Source organism: Arthrobacter sp. SD1074B, from assembly GCF_056780195.1.
In genome coordinates, this window is record NZ_JBRAZT010000001.1 from 3,059,589 (window position 1) to 3,079,768 (window position 20,180).

The window sequence follows — 20,180 nt, forward strand, 5'->3', positions numbered from 1 at the left end:
GTAACTACCACCCGCCGCACAAGCTGAATCCGGATGGATCCGGGTTCCTCAACCTGCCGACGCAACCGACCCCCGCGGTCGGGCGTGTCGCGCTGTGCACGCGTACTCGTCCGCAGTTCCTTGGGAAGTGGGTTATGTTTGGGCTCTTACTTGGACCCTGACACCCGGCATTATCCGAATCGGGACGCGAAAGAGCGCTTGAACAACTCATCTAGTATGCCGGAATTATTCGTCAGAAGCGAATCAGTCCCGGCTGCGCCGCACCCGCCCGTCCCCACTATTGGTCCGGCCGGCGCCCGGTCATTGCCTTCAGCAACGGCCGATACGAAGATAGGGGCATGACCGTGCAGGATTCCCCCGCCGTCCAGGCCCTCGCTGCCAAGCTCCGGCCTGGCTTCAAGCTGGGGGTGGCCTCCGCCGCCTTCCAAATCGAAGGTGCCCTCGCGGCCGGAGGCCGCGGGCCCTCCGGTTGGGACGCCTTTGCCGAAAAGCCCGGCAGCATCCAGGACGGCCACTCCCCCGCCGTCGCTTGCGACCACTACAACCGCTCGGACGAAGATATCCGGCTGATGCGCGAACTCGGCATCGACTCCTACCGCTTCTCCATCTCGTGGCCCAGGATCCAACCGGACGGCACCGGTCCGTTCAATACCGAGGGCCTCGACTTCTACGACCGGCTGATCGACCGGCTCCTCGAGGCCGGCATCTCGCCGATGGCCACGCTGTACCACTGGGACACGCCGCTTCCGCTGGAACACCGGGGCGGCTGGATGAACCGGACGACGGCGGAGCGCTTCGCCGAGTACAGCGCCGCCGCCGGCGCCCGGTTCGGCGACCGGGTTGCCCAGTGGGTGACCCTGAACGAGCCGGCCTCAGTCACCCTCAACGGCTATGCCCTGGGCGTGCACGCACCGGGCCACGACCTGCTCTTCGACGCGCTGCCCTCGGTCCACCACCAGCTCCTGGCGCACGGACTCGCCGTGCAGGCGTTGCGGGCCGCAGGCGTCACCGGAACGGTCGGCGTCACCAACCTGCACTCCCCCGTCCGGCCGGCGTCAGGCTCTATGACAGATCGGCTGCTGGCCAAGGTCTTTGACCTGGGGCTGAACCGCATTTACGCCGACCCGATCCTGCTGGGGACCTACCCTAAGCCTCCGCTGGTGGCCCGGCCCTGGTTCCGTTCGCTCGGCAAGATCTCCGACGCGGACCTGCACACCATCCACCAGCCGCTGGACTTCTACGGGCTCAACTACTACTACCCGGTGAAGGTGGCCACCGGCCGCGGCCCCGCGGACAGCCCGGTCGGCACCGCCGAGGCGATGCTGCGCCTGCCCTTCCACTTCGCCGCCTTCCCGGAGTACGAAACCACCGGCTTCGGCTGGCCGGTTGCCCCCGACCATCTGGGCGCGCTGCTGCGGGAAATGAAAGACCGGTACGGCGACGCGCTCCCGCCGCTGTACATCACGGAGAGCGGGGCGAGCTTCCCCGAGCCGGACCATGTGGACGGGCCAATCCCCGACGTCGGCCGGATCAGCTACCTCGCGGACCACCTGGGCCACGCTCTTGCGGCGACCGCCCCCGGCGGGATCGCGGACGACGTCGAACTTCTCGGATACTACGTATGGACCCTGATGGACAATTTCGAATGGGCGGCCGGCTACTCCCAACGTTTTGGCCTGGTCCACGTCGACTTCGATACCCAGGCGAGAACCCCAAAGGAGTCCTACTACTGGTACCAGGCGCTCAGCCGGGCACGGCCCGGTTCCCCCGCCCGCTGAGCGGTCCGGCCACCGCAGCCGCGCCGCTACCGGTTCTTATTGGCGCGGTCGATGCGCTTTGCGCGGTCGATTTCGTGACGGAAGTACTTCTTGGCCCACAGGCCGCCCGCGACGACGGCGGCCAGCACCGCCAGGAAAATGATCCATTCCATGCCGGACTCCTTTCTTCACCGCCAACGGTAGCAGGGGTTAAAAGGAACAGCCCCGCTGCAAGGCAGCGGGGCTGTTCCTTTCGTCACGGCGGCCGTCAGACGGCCGGACCGATCAGGAGTTCAAGCTCAGATCAGCGAGTAGTTACTTGATGATCTTGGTGACGCGTCCCGAACCAACGGTGCGGCCGCCTTCGCGGATTGCGAAGCCGAGGCCCTCTTCCATTGCGATCGGCTGGATGAGCGCAACGGTCATCTCAGTGTTGTCGCCGGGCATAACCATTTCCGTGCCTTCCGGCAGGGTGATAACGCCGGTTACGTCCGTGGTGCGGAAGTAGAACTGCGGGCGGTAGTTGGAGTAGAACGGGTTGTGACGTCCGCCTTCGTCCTTGGAGAGGATGTAGACGTTGGCCTCGAAGTCGGTGTGCGGGGTGATGGAACCCGGCTTGACGACAACCTGGCCACGCTCGACATCGTCGCGCTTCAGACCGCGGAGCAGGAGGCCACAGTTCTCGCCGGCCCATGCTTCGTCGAGCTGCTTGTGGAACATCTCGATACCGGTAACCGTGGTCTTCTGGACCGGGCGGATGCCGACGATCTCGACCTCAGAGTTGATCGCGAGGGTTCCACGCTCGGCGCGGCCCGTAACAACGGTGCCACGGCCGGTGATCGTGAAGACGTCTTCGATCGGCATCAGGAACGGCTTGTCGCGGTCACGAACCGGGTCCGGAACGGACTCGTCGACGGCAGCCATCAGGTCCTCAACGGACTTGACCCACTCCGGGTCGCCTTCCAGAGCCTTCAGGCCCGAAACGCGGACAACCGGCGCTTCGTCGCCATCGAAGCCCTGCGAGCTGAGGAGCTCACGAACTTCCATTTCGACGAGGTCGAGGAGTTCCTCGTCATCGACCATGTCAGCCTTGTTCAGTGCCACCAGCAGGTAGGGAACACCAACCTGGCGGGCGAGCAGGACGTGCTCGCGGGTCTGGGCCATCGGGCCGTCAGTGGCGGCAACCACGAGGATTGCACCGTCCATCTGAGCAGCGCCGGTGATCATGTTCTTGATGTAGTCAGCGTGACCCGGAGCGTCTACGTGTGCGTAGTGGCGCTTCTCGGTCTGGTACTCAACGTGGGAGATGTTGATGGTAATGCCGCGCTGACGCTCTTCGGGTGCAGAGTCAATCGACGCGAAGTCACGCTTCTCGTTGAGAGTCGGGTACTTGTCGTACAGCACCTTGGAAATGGCGGCCGTCAGCGTCGTCTTACCGTGGTCAACGTGACCAATGGTACCGATGTTAACGTGCGGCTTAGTCCGCTCGAACTTTGCCTTTGCCACAGGTTCCTCCTAGAACGTTTTCAAATGACTTACCCTTCGACCGCGCTTGTCGCGGCTGAAACTCCAGTAAGTCTACTTGGGGGGCTTTGGATTGGTGAAATTGCAGATTCAGGAACTAATACTAGTCCCACGAGCCTGTTCGTGCTGGCGGCCGGTCCGGTCCGGACCGTGCTGCATCCGGCCGGGGACGGCCGCCAGCACCAGGTGAATCCCCTATTGAGGAAACGCACCCGAGTGTTGTCGCTGCTGCGGGAAGTCCCTGGGGACTACTCGCCGCGGCTCTTCTGGATGATCTCGTCGGCAACTGCCTTCGGGACCTCGGCGTAGCTGTTGAACGTCATGGAGTACACAGCGCGGCCCTGGGTCTTCGAACGCAGGTCACCGATGTAGCCGAACATGCCGGACAGCGGGACGTGCGCGCGGATGACCTTGACGCCCTGGGCATCTTCCATGGACTGCATCTGGCCACGGCGGGAGTTGAGGTCACCGATAACTTCACCCATGTATTCCTCAGGGGTGCGGACCTCGACATCCATCAGCGGTTCCAGCAGGACGGGGTTCGCCTTGCGTGCGGCTTCCTTGAAAGCCATACGGCCGGCGATCTTGAACGCCATTTCCGAGGAGTCAACATCGTGGTAAGCGCCGTCAATCAGCGTTGCCTTGATGCCGACAACCGGGTAGCCGGCCAGGACGCCGTCGTTCAGCGCGTCCTGGATGCCCGCGTCAACGGACGGGATGTATTCGCGCGGAACGCGGCCACCGGTGACCTTGTTCTCGAACTGGTACATCTCGCCTTCGGACGTGTCCAGCGGCTCGATCGCGATCTGGATCTTTGCGAACTGGCCCGAACCACCGGTCTGCTTCTTGTGCGTGTAGTCGTGACGCTCTACAGCACGCTTGATGGTTTCGCGGTAGGCAACCTGGGGCTTGCCCACGTTTGCCTCGACCTTGAATTCGCGGCGCATGCGGTCCACCAGGATGTCCAGGTGGAGCTCGCCCATGCCGGCGATGATGGTCTGGCCGGTGTCTTCGTTGAGGGAGACCTGGAAGGTCGGGTCCTCAGCGGAGAGCTTCTGGATGGCGGTGGAGAGCTTCTCCTGGTCACCCTTGGTGTTCGGCTCGATCGCAACCGAGATCACGGGCTCCGGGAAGCTCATGGACTCGAGGACGATCTGGTTGGAGGAATCGCACAGGGTGTCGCCCGTGGTGGTGTCCTTCAGGCCGATCGCTGCGTAGATGTGGCCCGCGGTAGCACCGTCGACCGGCATTTCCTTGTTGGCGTGCATCTGGAACAGCTTGCCGATGCGCTCCTTCTTGCCCTTGGTGGAGTTAACCACCTGTGCGCCTGCTTCCACGTGACCGGAGTACACGCGGATGAAGGTGAGCTGGCCGAAGAAGGGGTGCGCGGCGATCTTGAACGCCAGCGCGGAGAACGGCTCGTCAGCGGAAGGCTTACGGGTCAGTTCCTTCTCTTCGTCGCGAGGATCGTGGCCGATCATCGGGGGGACGTCGAGCGGGTTCGGCAGGTAGTCCACGACGGCGTCGAGCATCGGCTGGACGCCGCGGTTCTTGAACGCGGAGCCACAGAAGACCGGGTAGAGCTCGGAGTTGATCGTCATCCGACGGATGCCGGCCTTGAGCTCGTCGACCGAGATCTCTTCGCCTTCGAGGTACTTCTCCATGAGCTCTTCGGAGGACTCAGCAACGGTCTCAACGAGCGTTGCGCGGTACTCCTCGGCCTTTTCCTTGAGGTCAGCCGGGATCTCCTGGATCTCGTACTTGGCACCCATGGTGACGTCACCCTTGGAGTCGCCGGGCCAGACCAGTGCGCGCATGTAGAGCAGGTCGACGACGCCGATGAAGTCGTTCTCGGCACCGATCGGCAGCTGCATGACGAGCGGCTTGGCACCGAGGCGGCTGATGATGGTGTCGACGGTGAAGTAGAAGTCAGCGCCGAGCTTGTCCATCTTGTTGACGAAGCAGATGCGCGGGACGTTGTACTTGTCGGCCTGGCGCCAAACAGTCTCGGACTGCGGCTCCACACCTTCCTTGCCGTCGAACACAGCGACTGCACCGTCGAGGACGCGCAGGGAGCGCTCAACCTCAACCGTGAAGTCCACGTGGCCGGGGGTGTCAATGATGTTGATCTGGTTGTTTTCCCAGAAGCAGGTCACGGCGGCAGACGTGATGGTGATGCCGCGTTCCTTTTCCTGTTCCATCCAGTCGGTGGTCGACGCGCCGTCGTGCGTTTCGCCGATCTTGTGGTTCACACCCGTGTAGAACAGGATGCGCTCGGTAGTAGTGGTCTTGCCGGCATCAATGTGGGCCATAATGCCGATATTGCGGACCTTGCTAAGGTCGGTAAGCACGTCCTGTGCCACGGTGTCTCCCTTTCGGATGGACTGCACGTTCGCCGCCGACTCGGTTGAGCCGGCGGCGTCCGGGAAGTATTACCAGCGGTAGTGTGCGAAGGCCTTGTTGGACTCGGCCATCTTGTGGGTGTCTTCGCGACGCTTCACAGCGGCTCCGAGACCGTTCGAGGCATCCAGGATTTCGTTCTGGAGGCGCTCGGTCATCGTCTTTTCGCGGCGGGCCTTGGAGTAGCCAACCAGCCAGCGGAGGGCGAGGGCCGTGGAACGGCCCGGCTTGACCTCGACGGGAACCTGGTAAGTAGCGCCACCGACGCGGCGGGAGCGGACCTCGAGGGAAGGCTTGACGTTGTCCATGGCCTTCTTGAGGGCTGCAACCGGGTCGCCGCCGGACTTGGCGCGTGCGCCTTCGAGTGCACCGTAAACGATGCGCTCTGCGGTGGACTTCTTGCCGTCAACCAGCACCTTGTTGATCAGCTGCGTGACCAGCGGGGAGCCGTAAACGGGATCTAGTACTAGCGGCCGCTTGGGGGCCGGACCCTTGCGAGGCATATTACTTCTTCTCCATCTTTGCGCCGTAGCGGCTGCGTGCCTGCTTACGGTTCTTCACACCCTGGGTATCGAGGGCGCCACGGACGATCTTGTAACGGACACCCGGAAGGTCCTTAACACGGCCGCCACGGACGAGCACAATGGAGTGCTCCTGCAGGTTGTGGCCAACACCGGGGATGTAGGCGGTGACTTCAACGCCGCCGTTGAGGCGCACACGGGCGACCTTACGCAGAGCCGAGTTCGGCTTCTTCGGGGTCGTGGTGTAAACGCGGGTGCAGACACCGCGGCGCATCGGGCTGCCGTTAAGCGCGGGAGCCTTGGTCTTCTTGACCTTCGGCGTGCGGCCCTTGCGGACCAGCTGGTTAATCGTAGGCACTCTCGTGTTCTCCGTTTTATCCGGAGCAGCCGTTGGCGGCCGCTCTCTCGTCGCTGCGCCCCGCCGCTCGAGCTTTGAAGTTCTCTCCAGAGCAGCTGAGGCGAAGCCTTAATAGTCGGACCGCACACCGGGGTTCCGGACTTTCATCCTTGACTGCCCCTAGGCATGCGAAAATGTGGCATACGTTGCACAAGAACCCTGCAAACCGGAAACGTCGTCCTCGTTGGACCTTTCGGTACAACCGGCGCTCTCATCCACTGCCACAATAACAATTAGTCTCAAGTCTAACACGGACGGTCCCCAGCCCTTAATCGGCGGGCTTTCAGGCCCATCCGCCGTCGGCCGCTTCCCGGCGTCGAGTGCTGAGATACGGCCGTTCTGGGGCCCCAAAAGGGCAGCATCGGAGCAGTCGAGGGGTTAAAAGGTGATGGTCCCGCACCTTGCGGTGCGGGACCATCCCCGGGAGAGCTGGGACGGCCTGGAAGGGCCGCCCTGGCGTTTAGCGGAAGTCGCTGCCCAGGTCGTAGTCATCCAGCGGGATGGCGTGGAACTCAGGAGCTCCGTCGCCGCCCAGGGAATCGTAGGAGAAGTCGCTGAACGCGCTCGGGCCGGTGAACAGGTTGGCCTTCGCTTCCTCAGTCGGCTCCACCGTGACCTCGGTGTAGCGCGGGAGACCCGTGCCGGCCGGGATCAGCTTACCGATGATGACGTTTTCCTTGAGGCCGAGCAGCGGATCGCTCTTGCCTTCCATGGCCGCCTGCGTCAGGACGCGGGTGGTCTCCTGGAAGGAAGCTGCGGACAGCCAGGACTCGGTCGCCAGGGACGCCTTGGTGATACCCATGAGCTCGGGACGGCCGGAGGCCGGCGTCTTGCCCTCGGAGACAACGCGGCGGTTGGCATCCTCGAAACGGCTGCGCTCGGCGAGCTCGCCGGGCAGCAGATCCGATTCGCCGGACTCGATGACCGTGACGCGGCGCAGCATCTGGCGGACGATAACCTCGACGTGCTTGTCGTGGATACCGATGCCCTGGCTGCGGTACACGCCCTGGACCTCGTCCACCAGGAACTTCTGCGCGGCACGGGGGCCCATGATGCGCAGAACCTGCTTGGGGTCGACCGGGCCGTTGATGAGCTTCTGTCCGACGCTGACGTGATCGCCGTCTTCGATGAGGAGACGTGAACGGCGCAGCACCGGGTAGGCGATCTCTTCGGACCCGTCATCCGGGGTGATGACCAGGCGCATCTGGCGCTCGGATTCTTCGATGGTGATGCGGCCGGCTGCTTCAGCAATCGGTGCGACACCCTTCGGAGTACGGGCTTCGAAGAGCTCCTGGATACGGGGCAGACCCTGGGTGATGTCGTCGCCGCCGCCGGCGGAGACAGCACCACCGGTGTGGAAGGTACGCATGGTCAGCTGGGTACCCGGCTCACCGATGGACTGTGCGGCGATGATGCCAACGGCCTCACCGATGTCCACGGTCTTGCCGGTGGCCAGCGAACGGCCGTAGCACAGGGCGCAGGTGCCGACGCTGGACTCACAGGTGAGTACGGAGCGGACCTTGACCTCGGTGATGCCGGCTGCGAACAGTTCGGCAATGACGACGTCACCGCAGTCGGTGCCGGCCGCTGCCAGAACCTTGCCCTTGGCGTCAACAACGTCCACGGCCAGGGTGCGGGCGTAGGCGCTGTTCTCGACGTTCTCGTCCAGGACGAGCTCGCCGTTGGCGTCAGCGACGGCGATCGGGGTGACGAGGCCGCGTTCCGTGCCGCAGTCCTCTTCCCGGACGATGACGTCCTGCGAAACGTCCACCAGACGACGGGTCAGGTAACCCGAGTTGGCGGTACGCAGGGCGGTATCGGCCAGGCCCTTACGGGCACCGTGCGTGGCGATGAAGTATTCCAGCACCGACAGGCCCTCGCGGTAGGAGGACTTGATCGGACGCGGGATGATCTCGCCCTTCGGGTTGGCCACCAGGCCACGGATACCCGCGATCTGGCGGACCTGCATCCAGTTACCACGGGCGCCGGAGGACACCATGCGGTTGATCGTGTTCATCGGGGACAGGCTGTCACGCATCGCCTGGGCGATCTCGTTGGTGGCCTTGTTCCAGATCTCGATCAGTTCCTGGCGACGCTCGTCGTCGTCGATCAGGCCCTTGTCGTACTGGCCCTGGATCTTCGCGGCCATGGTCTCGTAACCGGCGAGGATCTGCGGCTTGTCCTGGGGCACCTCGATGTCGGAGATGGCGACCGTGACGCCCGAGCGGGTTGCCCAGTAGAAACCGGCATCCTTCAGGTTGTCCAGCGTTGCCGCGGTGACAACCTTCGGGTAGCGCTCGGCGAGGTCGTTGACGATACGGGACAGCTCGCCCTTGTCGGCAACAGCCTCAACCCACGGGTAATCCGCGGGCAGCGTCTGGTTGAAGATGACCTGGCCGAGGGAGGTCTCGACCAGTGCGGTCTGACCCGGCTCCCAGCCTTCGGGAGCTTCCCAGCCGGCGTAAGGAACGAAGCCCTCGAGCCGGATCTTGACCTTGGAGTTCAGGTGCAGCTCGTGCAGGTCGAACGCCATGATGGCTTCCGAAACGGAGGAGAAGATCCGGCCTTCGCCAGCTGAACCGACACGCTTGGTGGTCAGGTGGTAGAGACCGATGATCATATCCTGCGAAGGCAGCGTCACCGGGCGGCCGTCAGACGGCTTCAGGATGTTGTTCGAGGACAGCATCAGGATCCGGGCTTCGGCCTGGGCTTCGGGGCTCAGCGGCAGGTGCACTGCCATCTGGTCGCCGTCGAAGTCGGCGTTGAAGGCGCCACAAACCAGCGGGTGGAGCTGGATTGCCTTGCCTTCAACGAGCTGCGGTTCGAACGCCTGGATGCCGAGGCGGTGCAGGGTAGGTGCACGGTTCAGCAGCACGGGGTGCTCGGTGATGATCTCTTCGAGCACGTCCCAGACCTGCGGACGGTAGCGTTCGACCATCCGCTTGGCCGACTTGATGTTCTGCGCGTGGTTGAGGTCAACCAGGCGCTTCATCACGAACGGCTTGAAGAGCTCCAGGGCCATCTGCTTCGGCAGGCCGCACTGGTGCAGCTTCAGCTGCGGGCCGACGACGATCACGGAACGGCCGGAGTAGTCGACGCGCTTGCCCAGGAGGTTCTGGCGGAAACGACCCTGCTTGCCCTTGAGCATGTCGCTCAGGGACTTCAGCGGGCGGTTGCCCGGTCCGGTGACCGGACGGCCGCGGCGGCCGTTGTCGAAGAGGCTGTCAACGGCTTCCTGAAGCATGCGCTTCTCGTTGTTGACGATGATCTCCGGAGCACCGAGGTCAAGCAGGCGCTTGAGGCGGTTGTTGCGGTTGATCACGCGGCGGTACAGGTCGTTGAGGTCGGAGGTCGCAAAGCGGCCGCCGTCCAGCTGGACCATGGGGCGCAGTTCCGGCGGGATCACCGGGACGGCGTCGAGTACCATGCCGAGCGGGCTGTTGTTGGTGGTCAGGAACGCGTTGACCACCTTGAGCCGCTTCAGGGCGCGGGTCTTGCGCTGGCCCTTGCCGTTGGCGATGATGTCGCGCAGCAGGTCGGACTCGGCCTGCATGTCGAAGGTCTCAAGACGCTTCTTGATGGCTTCGGCACCCATGGCGCCTTCGAAGTACATGCCGTAGCGGTCGCGCAGCTCGCGGTACAGGCCCTCGTCACCTTCGAGGTCGGCGACCTTGAGGTTCTTGAACCGGTCCCAGACCTGCTCGAGGCGCTCGATCTCAGCATCCGCGCGCTTGCGGACGTTGGCCATCTGGCGGTCCGCGGAGTCGCGGGCCTTCTTCTTGTCGGCAGCCTTGGCGCCTTCGCCCTCGAGACGGGCAATCTCGTTCTCGAGGTCGCGGGCGATCGTGGCGATGTCCGAGTCGCGGTTGTCGATCAGCTGCTTCTTCTCGATGTCGTGCTCAACCTGGAGGTTGGGCAGTTCCTCGTGGCGCGCATCGGCATCAACGCTGGTGATCATGTAGGCGGCGAAGTAGATGACCTTCTCGAGGTCCTTCGGCGCCAGGTCAAGGAGGTAGCCCAGGCGGGACGGAACGCCCTTGAAGTACCAGATGTGCGTGACCGGGGCGGCCAGCTCGATGTGGCCCATGCGCTCACGGCGCACCTTGGCACGGGTGACCTCAACGCCACACCGCTCGCAGATGATGCCCTTGAAGCGCACGCGCTTGTACTTGCCGCAGTAGCATTCCCAGTCGCGGGACGGGCCGAAGATCTTCTCGCAGAAGAGGCCGTCCTTCTCGGGCTTGAGCGTGCGGTAGTTGATGGTTTCCGGCTTCTTAACCTCGCCGTAAGACCAGCCACGGATGTCTTCCGCGGTGGCGAGGCCGATCTGCATGAGGCCGAAGGAGGATTCGCTGGACATATGGTCCCTGTTCTCTCTTGTTCTCTAAATTCTGAAGTCTTGGGTTACGGGAAGAGGGAGGAGGCGCCGGGGAAAAGACAGCGCGGCGGGGCCGCTTGCTTTTCCCCGACCCCTACCTGCTAGACCTCTTCTACGGAACTGGGCTCTGCACGAGACAGATCGATGCCCAGTTCTTCCGCAGCCGTGAAGACTGCGTCATCAGAGTCACGCATTTCAATTGTGGTTCCGTCCGTGGAAAGTACTTCCACGTTCAGGCACAGCGACTGCATTTCCTTGATCAAGACCTTGAAGGACTCAGGAACGCCCGGCTCCGGGATGTTCTCGCCCTTAACGATGGCTTCATAGACCTTCACACGACCGTGGATATCATCCGACTTGATCGTGAGGAGCTCCTGGAGCGTGTAGGCGGCGCCATAGGCTTCGAGCGCCCACACTTCCATTTCACCGAAGCGCTGGCCACCGAACTGTGCCTTACCACCCAGCGGCTGCTGCGTGATCATGGAGTATGGGCCGGTGGAGCGCGCGTGGATCTTGTCGTCCACCAGGTGGTGGAGCTTCAGGATGTACATGTAGCCGACCGAGATCGGATCCGGGAACGGCTCGCCGGAGCGGCCGTCAAACAGGCGGGTCTTGCCCGAAGAGTTGATCAGGCGGTCCCCGTCGCGGGTGACGTTGGTGGAGTCGAGCAGGCCCGTGATTTCCTCTTCACGCGCACCGTCGAAGACCGGCGTGGCGACAGTGGTCGAGCCACTCTCGCGCGGCAGGTTCGGCAGCTGCTTGACCCACTCGGGCTCGCCTTCGATCTTCCAACCGGTCTTGGCAACCCAGCCGAGGTGCGTTTCGAGCACCTGGCCGACGTTCATGCGGCCCGGAACACCCAGCGGGTTCAGGACGATATCAACGGGGGTGCCGTCGGCAAGGAAGGGCATGTCCTCGATCGGGAGGATCTTGGAGATAACACCCTTGTTGCCGTGGCGGCCGGCGAGCTTGTCGCCGTCGGTGATCTTGCGCTTGGCGGCCACGTAGACCCGGACCAGCTGGTTGACGCCCGGGGGCAGCTCGTCGTCGTTGTCGCGGTCGAAGACGCGGACACCGATCACGGTGCCGGACTCGCCGTGCGGCACCTTCAGGGAGGTGTCGCGCACTTCGCGGGACTTCTCACCGAAGATGGCGCGCAGCAGGCGCTCTTCCGGGGTCAGCTCGGTCTCGCCCTTGGGAGTGACCTTACCGACCAGGATGTCGCCGGCTTCAACCTCGGCGCCGATGTGGATGATGCCGCGCTCGTCCAGGCCTGCCAGGACTTCCTCGGACACGTTGGGGATGTCACGGGTGATTTCCTCGGCACCAAGCTTGGTGTCGCGGGCATCGATCTCGTGCTCCTCGATGTGGATCGAGGACAGGACGTCCTCGGCCACGATCCGCTGGGACAGGATGATGGCATCCTCGAAGTTGTGGCCTTCCCATGACATGAATGCCACGAGCAGGTTCTTACCGAGGGCGAGCTCGCCCTGGTCCGTTGCCGGGCCGTCGGCGATGATGCCGCCGACCTCCAGGCGCTGGCCTTCGTTCACCAGGACACGGTGGTTGTAGCAGTTGCCCTGGTTGGAGCGGGCGAACTTGTTGATCCGGTAGTTGGTTTCGGTGCCGTCGTCGTTGAGCATGATGACGAGCTCGGCGGAAACCTCGGTGACCACACCGGCCTTCTTCGCGATGACAACGTCACCGGCGTCGACGGCGGCGGCGCGCTCCATACCGGTGCCGACGAACGGCGCCTCGGAACGGACCAGCGGCACAGCCTGGCGCTGCATGTTGGCACCCATGAGTGCGCGGTTTGCATCGTCATGCTCGAGGAACGGGATCAGGGCGGTAGCCACGGACACCATCTGGCGCGGGGAAACGTCCATGAACTCGACGTCGGCGGCGGGAACCAGCACGGGCTCGCCTCCACCACCACGGGCACGGACCAGCACGGTCTCTTCGGCGAAACGCTTGTTATCGTCGAGCGGGGCGTTGGCCTGTGCGATCAGGACCTCGGCCTCGTCGTCGGCGGTGAGGTACTGGACCTCATCGGAAACGACACCCTCGGAGACAAGGCGGTACGGGGTTTCGATGAAGCCGAACGGGTTGATGCGTCCGTAGGAAGCCAGCGAACCGATCAGGCCGATGTTCGGGCCTTCAGGAGTTTCGATCGGGCACATACGTCCGTAGTGGGACGGGTGCACGTCACGAACTTCCATGCCGGCGCGGTCACGGGACAAACCACCCGGGCCAAGCGCGGAAAGGCGGCGCTTGTGGGTCAGGCCCGAGAGCGGGTTGTTCTGGTCCATGAACTGCGACAGCTGGGACGTTCCGAAGAACTCCTTGATCGCTGCCACGACGGGGCGGATGTTGATCAGGGTCTGCGGCGTGATCGCCTCGACGTCCTGGGTCGTCATACGCTCGCGGACAACGCGCTCCATGCGGGACAGGCCGGTGCGGACCTGGTTCTCGATGAGCTCGCCGACGGCGCGGATGCGGCGGTTGCCGAAGTGGTCGATGTCGTCGATCTCGACGCGGAGCTCGTGGTCCTGGCCGTCGCGCTTGCCCATGAGGGTCTTCTCACCGGCGTGCAGGGCTACCAGGAACTTGATCATGGCAACGATGTCTTCAACGTGCAGCACGGATGCTTCCTTGTCGCCAAGGGAGCGGTCGATGCCAAGCTTGCGGTTGATCTTGTAACGGCCGACCTTGGCCAGATCGTAGCGCTTGGAGTTGAAGTACAGGTTGTCCAGCAGGGACTGGGCAGCCTCGACGGTGGGCGGCTCGCCCGGTCGCAGCTTCCGGTAGATGTCCAGCAAGGCGTCTTCGCGGGTTTCGGTGGCGTCCTTCTCCAGCGTCGCGCGCATGGAGTCGTACTGACCGAACTCCTCGAGGATCTGGCCTTCGGTCCAGCCGAGGGCCTTCAGCAGCACGGTGACGGACTGCTTGCGCTTACGGTCGAGGCGGACGCCGACCTGGTCGCGCTTGTCGATTTCGAGTTCGAACCAGGCGCCGCGGGACGGGATGATCTTCGCGGTGAAGATGTCCTTGTCGCTGGTCTTGTCCGCGGTGCGCTCGAAGTAGGCGCCCGGGGAGCGGACCAGCTGTGAGACGACGACACGCTCGGTGCCGTTGACGACGAAGGTGCCCTTCTCGGTCATCAGCGGGAAGTCACCCATGAACACGGTCTGCTGCTTGATTTCGCCCGTGTTGTTGTTCATGAATTCGGCCTTGACATACAGAGGAGCCGAGTACGTAGCGTCCCGGTCCTTGCATTCGGCCATGGTGTATTTCGGGTCAGCGAACTCCGGCTCGGAGAAGCTCAGGGACATGGTGCCCTGGAAATCCTCGATCGGGGAGATCTCTTCGAAGATGTCAGACAGGCCCGAAGTGGTGGCGACACTGAGGTCGCCTTCTTCGACGGCCTTCGCGACGCGTGCCTGCCAGCGTTCGTTCCCGACCAGCCAGTCAAAGCTGTCGGTTTGCAGGGCAAGCAGATTCGGAACGTCTAGCGGTTCGTGAATCTTTGCGAAGGAGAGCCGGCGGGTTGCACCGTCGGTGCTGTCGGCATTAATAGCGGTAGCGTTGTTTACATTAGAGGTGCTCGAGGCGACCAAGAGGGATCCTTCCACAGACCTTCAGGCGTTTTCAGATCTCCCCCGTTATGCACCCTGCGAAGTGACTTCGCAGTGCTACCAGTCCGGTTCCGCTATATGACCCGGGACCTGGGCTGCCCATGCTGGTGCACGTTGTAGACGGCACATTGATGGCGCAGCTGTCAGGCTAAGCCCACCGCTATATGAAGGCTGAAGGTAAACAGGGAAGACGCAAATATCTACGATACGGCAAAGCAACCTACTTGTCTACCCCACTTGCCCCGCGAATGCAAGCACGGCCCCCGCTCCCCCGGGTCCTCCGCCCTCGCCTCTCTTGCAGCTGGCCCGCAGCCTGTGCCGCCCCGCCGGATGGCTCAGTGACGGGGCTCACGATAACCTTGGGGTACATCGTTAGAGATCGGAAGAGATAACCATGAGCAACTCCGCGGACAACAATGATGTTGTCATCCTCGCTGCCGCCCGCACCCCGCAGGGCCGGCTGAACGGGCAGCTTGCCAGCTTCACCGCCGTCGAACTGGGCAGCCACGCGATCCGGGCGGCGCTGGCCGCCAGTGGAGTGAAGGCGGACCAGGTCGACTCCGTCATCATGGGCCAGGTCCTGCAGGCCGGCGCGGGCCAGAACCCTGCCCGGCAGAGCGCCATCGGCGCCGGCATCGGCTGGAACGTCCCCACCGTGACCATCAACAAGGTCTGCCTCTCCGGCCTCACCGCCGTAATCGACGCGGCCCGGATGATTCGCAGCGGCGACGCGACCGTCGTCGTCGCCGGTGGCCAGGAATCGATGAGCCGGGCACCGCACCTGCTGCCCGGCTCGCGGCAGGGCTGGACCTACGGCTCGGTTCAGGCACTCGATGCCGCCGCCCACGACGGCCTCACGGACGCCTTCGACGGCCAGTCGATGGGCCTGTCCACGGAAAGCAAGAACGTCGCGCTCGGCATCGACCGGACTTCCCAGGACGAGGTGGCTGCGGCCTCCCACCAGCGCGCGGCCACGGCCGCGAAGGACGGGGTTTTTGACGGCGAGATCGCCCCGATCAGCGTCAAACAGCGCAAAGGCGACCCGGTGGTGGTCGGAACCGACGAGGGCGTGCGCCCGGACACATCCGTTTCCTCCCTGGCCGGCCTGCGCGCCGCCTTCGCCACCGACGGCACCATCACGGCCGGCAACTCGTCCCCGCTCTCCGACGGTGCAGCCGCCTTGGTGCTCACCTCGCGGCGGTTCGCCGACGAACACGGCCTGGAGTACCTGGCCGTGGTCGGCAAGCCGGGGCAGGTCGCCGGGCCGGACAATTCGCTGCACTCCCAGCCCTCCAACGCGATCAAGAGTGCGCTGGACAAGGCCGGCTGGTCCGCCGCGGACCTGGACTTCATCGAGATCAACGAGGCCTTCGGTTCCGTGGCCGTGCAGTCCCTCAAGGACCTCGACTACCCCCTGGAGCAGTGCAACATCCACGGCGGCGCCATCGCCCTGGGGCACCCGATCGGCGCCTCCGGCGCCCGGCTGGCCCTGCACGCGGCCCATGAGCTGAAGCGGCGCGGCCGTGGCAAGGCCGCCGTGTCGCTCTGCGGCGGCGGCGGGCAGGGCGAGGCCCTACTGCTGTACCGCGACTGATGACTGAACTCATCTCCGGCGAGGGCCGCGGCGGCGGTGCCGGCAGGAAACGGTTCCTGGCCGACGCCGCCGCGCGCGGCCTCGAGGTGGAACTGGTGGAGAGGCTGGCCGCCAGCAGCCTGGAGGAGGCCGCCGGCATCCTCGGCATCGCTCCAGCGGACATCGTGAAGTCCCTCGTGGTCAAGCACAAGGACGGCAGCTTCCTGTTCGCCCTGGTCCCCGGCGACCGGCAGATCTCCTGGCCCAAGCTCCGGCAACTGGTGGGCGTCAACAAACTCTCGCTGCCCGGCGCCGACGTCGCCCTCGCCGCGACCGGATACGAACGCGGCACTATCACCCCGCTCGGCAGCACCACCCCGTGGCCGGTCTATGCCGACAGCACCATCACCGGCCGGCGGATCTCGATGGGGGCCGGGGAACACGGCTACAGCGCCTTCGTCGACGCCGACGCCCTCATTGCAGCCCTGGCCGCCGTCGTCGCGGACATCACCGAGCCGCTGCAGTAACTAACGGCTGCGGAGACAAACCCGTGCAGCGCGAAAGTAGCCCGGCCGGGTTAACACCGCCGCCCGTCCGGCTGGTGCCCGGCACGGCGACTGCTCCGTAGCTGCCGTTATGGGTGCTGAAAACGGCAGTTACGGAGCAGTCGACGGGGATGCGCTGGCGTCAGGCGGTGACGGTCAGCGGTTCGCCGTTGACGGTGAGCCGCCAGTTGCTCCGGCTGAACACGGCCGCGTCAAGGGTGCCGCGGGCCACGACGTAGTCGATGATGCGCTGCCGGATCTCCTGCTGGCTGTTAGAGAGCACCGGAGCCGTCTTCACTGCCGGGAAGCCGCCGCCGCCGCTCTGCCGGTAGTTGTTGATCGCCATCGCGAACTCCTGGTCCGCCGGCACCGGCGACCCGCCGTACGTCAGGTTCATGATCCGGTCCCCCGCGGGACGGGCCAGGTCAATCTCGTAGTCCAGCGGGGCGTCCAGGCCGTACACGACGTCGTAGTTATAGTCCGGGGTGCCGTTGGGCGCCAGCGCGGTGACGGCGTTCGTGACGTCCTGCGCGCGGGCCGTTGTGCCGCTCACCGGCTTGAAGTACTGCGCTGACCACTCGAGGTACTCCTTCACCTGGGCGCCGGTGACCTTGATGGACAATAGTGTGTTGTCGAAGATGTACAGCCCGGCAACGTCGCGGATGGTCAGCGGGCCGGCCTTGACGTCCACCGAGCGCGAGAACGCCGCCGCGATGGAGAGGACCGGCAGCCCGGCCGCCGGACCGTTGGCCAGCTCGGCCTTGATGGTGCTGGCCTGGACGTAGTTGATCGCGTCGATCGCCGCCGAGTCGCCCCAGCAGGCGGTGGCCGTGCTCAGCGGGGCGGTGGACGTCCCGATTACCTGGTTGACGTACTTGACCGTCGCCTCGTGGCCCGCCTGCACGGCGCTGACGACGGCGGGATCCGCCTCGACGGTCTTGGCGTCCAACAGGTGCGAGTGCGCCGAGGTGACCGTCCACTGGCCACGGTCCTTGGCGAGCTGCAGGTCGATCACAGCAACGCGCATCCCCCACTTCAGGGGTTCAGTGAGAAGGACCTGGCGTCCCGTGGCCTTGTTGGCGACGAAGCGTTCCGGAATTTCCAGGTGGGCGTGCCCGACGAGGATCGCGTCGATGCCCGGGACTTCCTCGGCGAGCTGTGTGGAGGCGTTCTCGGCGAACGGCAGCGCGTCGCCGTAGGAGGAGCCCGGCGTCGCGCCCGAGTGGCTGGAGACGATGACGACGTCGGCGCCGGCGGCCTTCATCTGCGGAATGACGGTCTTGGCCTCCTCGACGATCCCATTGAAGTCGAGCTTGCCCTGGACGTTGTCGCGGTCCCAGAGCGCGCAGCCGGGCGTCACGAAGCCGACGAGGCCCACCGTCAGCCAGCCGCTCTCTGTTTTGACGCGCTTGAGGACGTAAGGGGTGAACGCGCGCCGGCCGGTGACGGCGTCGTGCACGTTCGCGCCGAGCAGCGGGAAGTCCAGCTGCTTTTCCCAGGTCCGCAGCATCGGGATGCCGTAGTTGAACTCGTGGTTCCCGAGCGCGACGGCGTCGTAGCCCACCGCGTTCATGGCCAGCGCCATGGGGTGCTTGACCGTCTCCGAGATGGGGTTCACCTTGGCGAAGTAGTAGGCCAGGGGCGTGCCCTGGATGGTGTCGCCGGAGTCGATGGTGAGCGTGTTTCCGGCTCCCCGTTCGGCACGGACAGCCTTGATCAGGGTGGCTGCCTGGGCGATGCCGATCTTATTGCCCGCGGCGTCCGAGTAGGGCACGTCCTTGAAGTAGTCCCAGTTGAAGACGTTGTTGTGCAGATCGGTAGTGCCGAGTACGGTCAGGCTGAACTTTTTCTTGCCGTTGACCGGCGCGGCCTGAGCCGCCGGCGCACCGGAGAGTGCGGCCGCGGCGGCGCTGCCGCCAACGAAGGCCGCGGTGAGCATGGCGCGGCGCGATAACGAAGGGTTCGGATCGGTCATTGTGTGGGCTCCTCAGGGTTTGGCGGCCGGTCGGCACAAGGCCAAAGTCTAGGGGCGACGCCCCGTCCTGAAAAGGAGAGCAGGCAATCATTTGCTCAGGGTTCACCCAAGTCCCGCCCGGCCCCGCCCGGCCCCGCCCGGCCCCAAACGCAGGAAACCCCGCCCACCGGAGTGGACGGGGTTTTCCCGGAGCTGGAAAGCTGAGTGCCTTCCGGAGCTGCGAGTGTTACTTGAGGGTAACGGTGGCGCCGGCAGCCTCGAGCTGCTCCTTGGCCTTCTCTGCAGCTTCCTTGGTGGCGCCTTCGAGGACGGCCTTCGGTGCACCGTCAACCAGGTCCTTGGCTTCCTTGAGGCCGAGGGAGGTGATGGCGCGAACTTCCTTGATCACTGCGATCTTCTTGTCGCCAGCAGCTTCGAGGATGACGTCGAAGTCAGTCTTCTCTTCAACCTCTTCAGCAGCGCCACCGGCGGGGCCGGCAACTGCAACAGCGGCAGCGGTAACTTCGAAGGTCTCTTCGAAGAGCTTGACGAACTCGGAGAGCTCGATGATGGTCAGTTCCTTGAAAGCTTCAATGAGCTCTTCGTTGGTGAGCTTCGCCATGGTGTGGCGTCCTTCCTATAGGTGGTGCTTGGCGGCCTGGGCCGTTGCGTCGCACCGGAGTCTGGGTTGAAAGAGAGTTAGTTCTCTTCAGTGGCTGCGGCGTCGGCCGGAGCTTCGGTCTCTGCTGCTTCTGCGGCCGGGGCTTCTTCAGCGGCGGGCGCTTCGGCAGCTGCCGGTGCACCGTTCTCTTCTTCAAGCTTGAGGCGCAGGGCGTCGATGATGCGTGCAGCAGCGGCAGCAGGAGCCTTGAGGATGCCTGCAACCTTGGCGAGCTGCAGCTCGCGGGACTCGAGTGCTGCCAGGGCAGCAACTTCGCTGGCGTTCAGTGCCTTGCCCTCGAAGTAACCGGTCTTGATGACCAGCTGCTTGTTGGCCTTGGCAAAATCCGTCAGGCTCTTGGCAGCTGCAACTGCGTCACCCTTGATGAACGCAATTGCAGTGGGGCCGGCAAGCTGGCCGTCAAATGCTTCGACGCCGGCTTCCTTGGCTGCAATGGCGGTCAGGGTGTTCTTGACGACCGCGAACTTGGTGTCCTGGCCGAGAGAAACACGCAGCTGCTTGAGCTGTGCAACGGTGAGCCCACGGTATTCGGTCAGGACAGCGGCGTTCGATTCCTTGAAATCGTTAGTGATCTCAGCTACTGCTGAAACCTTAGTAGGCGTTGCCATAACCCTCCTTCCGGGGATAGTGCCGGTTTGTCCGGGTCCCCGCTCAGGTGAGCTAAAACTAAAAACGCCCCGCGCAGATGCACGGGGCTTGGCTCAACGCGGTCAAGCCGCGGAGCTTTGCTTCGTTCACCTGCGCCGGCCGCCCTATGTTCAGGGTCCTTCGTCCGGAGACCCACTGGGCCTCCCCGGCGCAGCTGCAGAATTGA

13 protein-coding genes are annotated in these 20,180 nt (G+C 64.3%); 3 read left to right on the plus strand and 10 right to left on the minus strand.

Annotated features, from left to right (window positions below):
* The first annotated feature begins 338 nt into the window (after positions 1-338).
* Positions 339-1,778 (plus strand): GH1 family beta-glucosidase, encoded by a 1,440-nt coding sequence (locus ACUYM2_RS14215; RefSeq protein WP_481600630.1) that lies wholly within the window; start codon positions 339-341, stop codon positions 1,776-1,778.
* Between the two features lie 26 nt (positions 1,779-1,804).
* On the opposite strand, the gene ACUYM2_RS14220 is transcribed toward ACUYM2_RS14215, so the two are convergent.
* The 7 genes from ACUYM2_RS14220 to rpoB form a co-directional block, all read right to left on the minus strand.
* The gene (locus ACUYM2_RS14220) at positions 1,805-1,930 is read right to left on the minus strand and encodes a hypothetical protein (RefSeq protein ID WP_481600631.1); all 126 of its coding nucleotides are present in this window, start codon (positions 1,928-1,930) and stop codon (positions 1,805-1,807) included.
* A 142-nt stretch (positions 1,931-2,072) separates the two neighbouring features.
* The gene (gene tuf / locus ACUYM2_RS14225; protein ID WP_003803827.1) at positions 2,073-3,263 is read right to left on the minus strand and encodes an elongation factor Tu; all 1,191 of its coding nucleotides are present in this window, start codon (positions 3,261-3,263) and stop codon (positions 2,073-2,075) included.
* Between the two features lie 266 nt (positions 3,264-3,529).
* Entirely contained in the window at positions 3,530-5,644 is a 2,115-nt protein-coding gene (gene fusA / locus ACUYM2_RS14230) for an elongation factor G (RefSeq protein WP_481600632.1), read from the minus strand.
* Positions 5,645-5,713: 69 nt separating this feature from the next.
* Entirely contained in the window at positions 5,714-6,184 is a 471-nt protein-coding gene (gene rpsG, locus ACUYM2_RS14235; RefSeq protein WP_026531948.1) for a 30S ribosomal protein S7, read from the minus strand.
* Position 6,185: 1 nt separating this feature from the next.
* Entirely contained in the window at positions 6,186-6,560 is a 375-nt protein-coding gene (gene rpsL, locus ACUYM2_RS14240) for a 30S ribosomal protein S12 (RefSeq protein WP_011692814.1), read from the minus strand.
* A 499-nt stretch (positions 6,561-7,059) separates the two neighbouring features.
* Entirely contained in the window at positions 7,060-10,959 is a 3,900-nt protein-coding gene (locus ACUYM2_RS14245) for a DNA-directed RNA polymerase subunit beta' (RefSeq protein WP_481600633.1), read from the minus strand.
* 119 nt (positions 10,960-11,078) lie between these two features.
* On the minus strand, positions 11,079-14,594 hold the full coding sequence (gene rpoB, locus ACUYM2_RS14250; protein ID WP_481600634.1) for a DNA-directed RNA polymerase subunit beta: 3,516 nt from the start codon (positions 14,592-14,594) through the stop codon (positions 11,079-11,081).
* 412 nt (positions 14,595-15,006) lie between these two features.
* Here rpoB and ACUYM2_RS14255 point away from each other — a divergent pair, with 412 nt between their 5' ends.
* Positions 15,007-16,206, plus strand: coding sequence for an acetyl-CoA C-acetyltransferase (locus tag ACUYM2_RS14255; protein ID WP_481600635.1), 1,200 nt, complete (start codon positions 15,007-15,009; stop codon positions 16,204-16,206).
* Positions 16,206-16,712, plus strand: a complete 507-nt coding sequence (locus tag ACUYM2_RS14260; RefSeq protein WP_481600636.1) for an aminoacyl-tRNA deacylase — start codon at positions 16,206-16,208, stop codon at positions 16,710-16,712. Before ACUYM2_RS14255 ends, ACUYM2_RS14260 begins: the two co-directional genes overlap by 1 nt.
* Positions 16,713-16,872: 160 nt before the next feature.
* On the opposite strand, the gene ACUYM2_RS14265 is transcribed toward ACUYM2_RS14260, so the two are convergent.
* From ACUYM2_RS14265 to rplJ, 3 genes are all read right to left on the minus strand, one after another.
* Complete coding sequence (locus ACUYM2_RS14265; protein ID WP_481600637.1) at positions 16,873-18,705, minus strand: 5'-nucleotidase C-terminal domain-containing protein; 1,833 nt, start codon at positions 18,703-18,705, stop codon at positions 16,873-16,875.
* A 226-nt stretch (positions 18,706-18,931) separates the two neighbouring features.
* Entirely contained in the window at positions 18,932-19,306 is a 375-nt protein-coding gene (rplL, locus tag ACUYM2_RS14270) for a 50S ribosomal protein L7/L12 (protein WP_441417028.1), read from the minus strand.
* A gap of 77 nt (positions 19,307-19,383) precedes the next feature.
* Positions 19,384-19,974: a 50S ribosomal protein L10 gene (rplJ, locus tag ACUYM2_RS14275; protein WP_346960918.1), complete on the minus strand. Its 591-nt coding sequence runs from the start codon at positions 19,972-19,974 to the stop codon at positions 19,384-19,386.
* Positions 19,975-20,180: the final 206 nt, after the last annotated feature.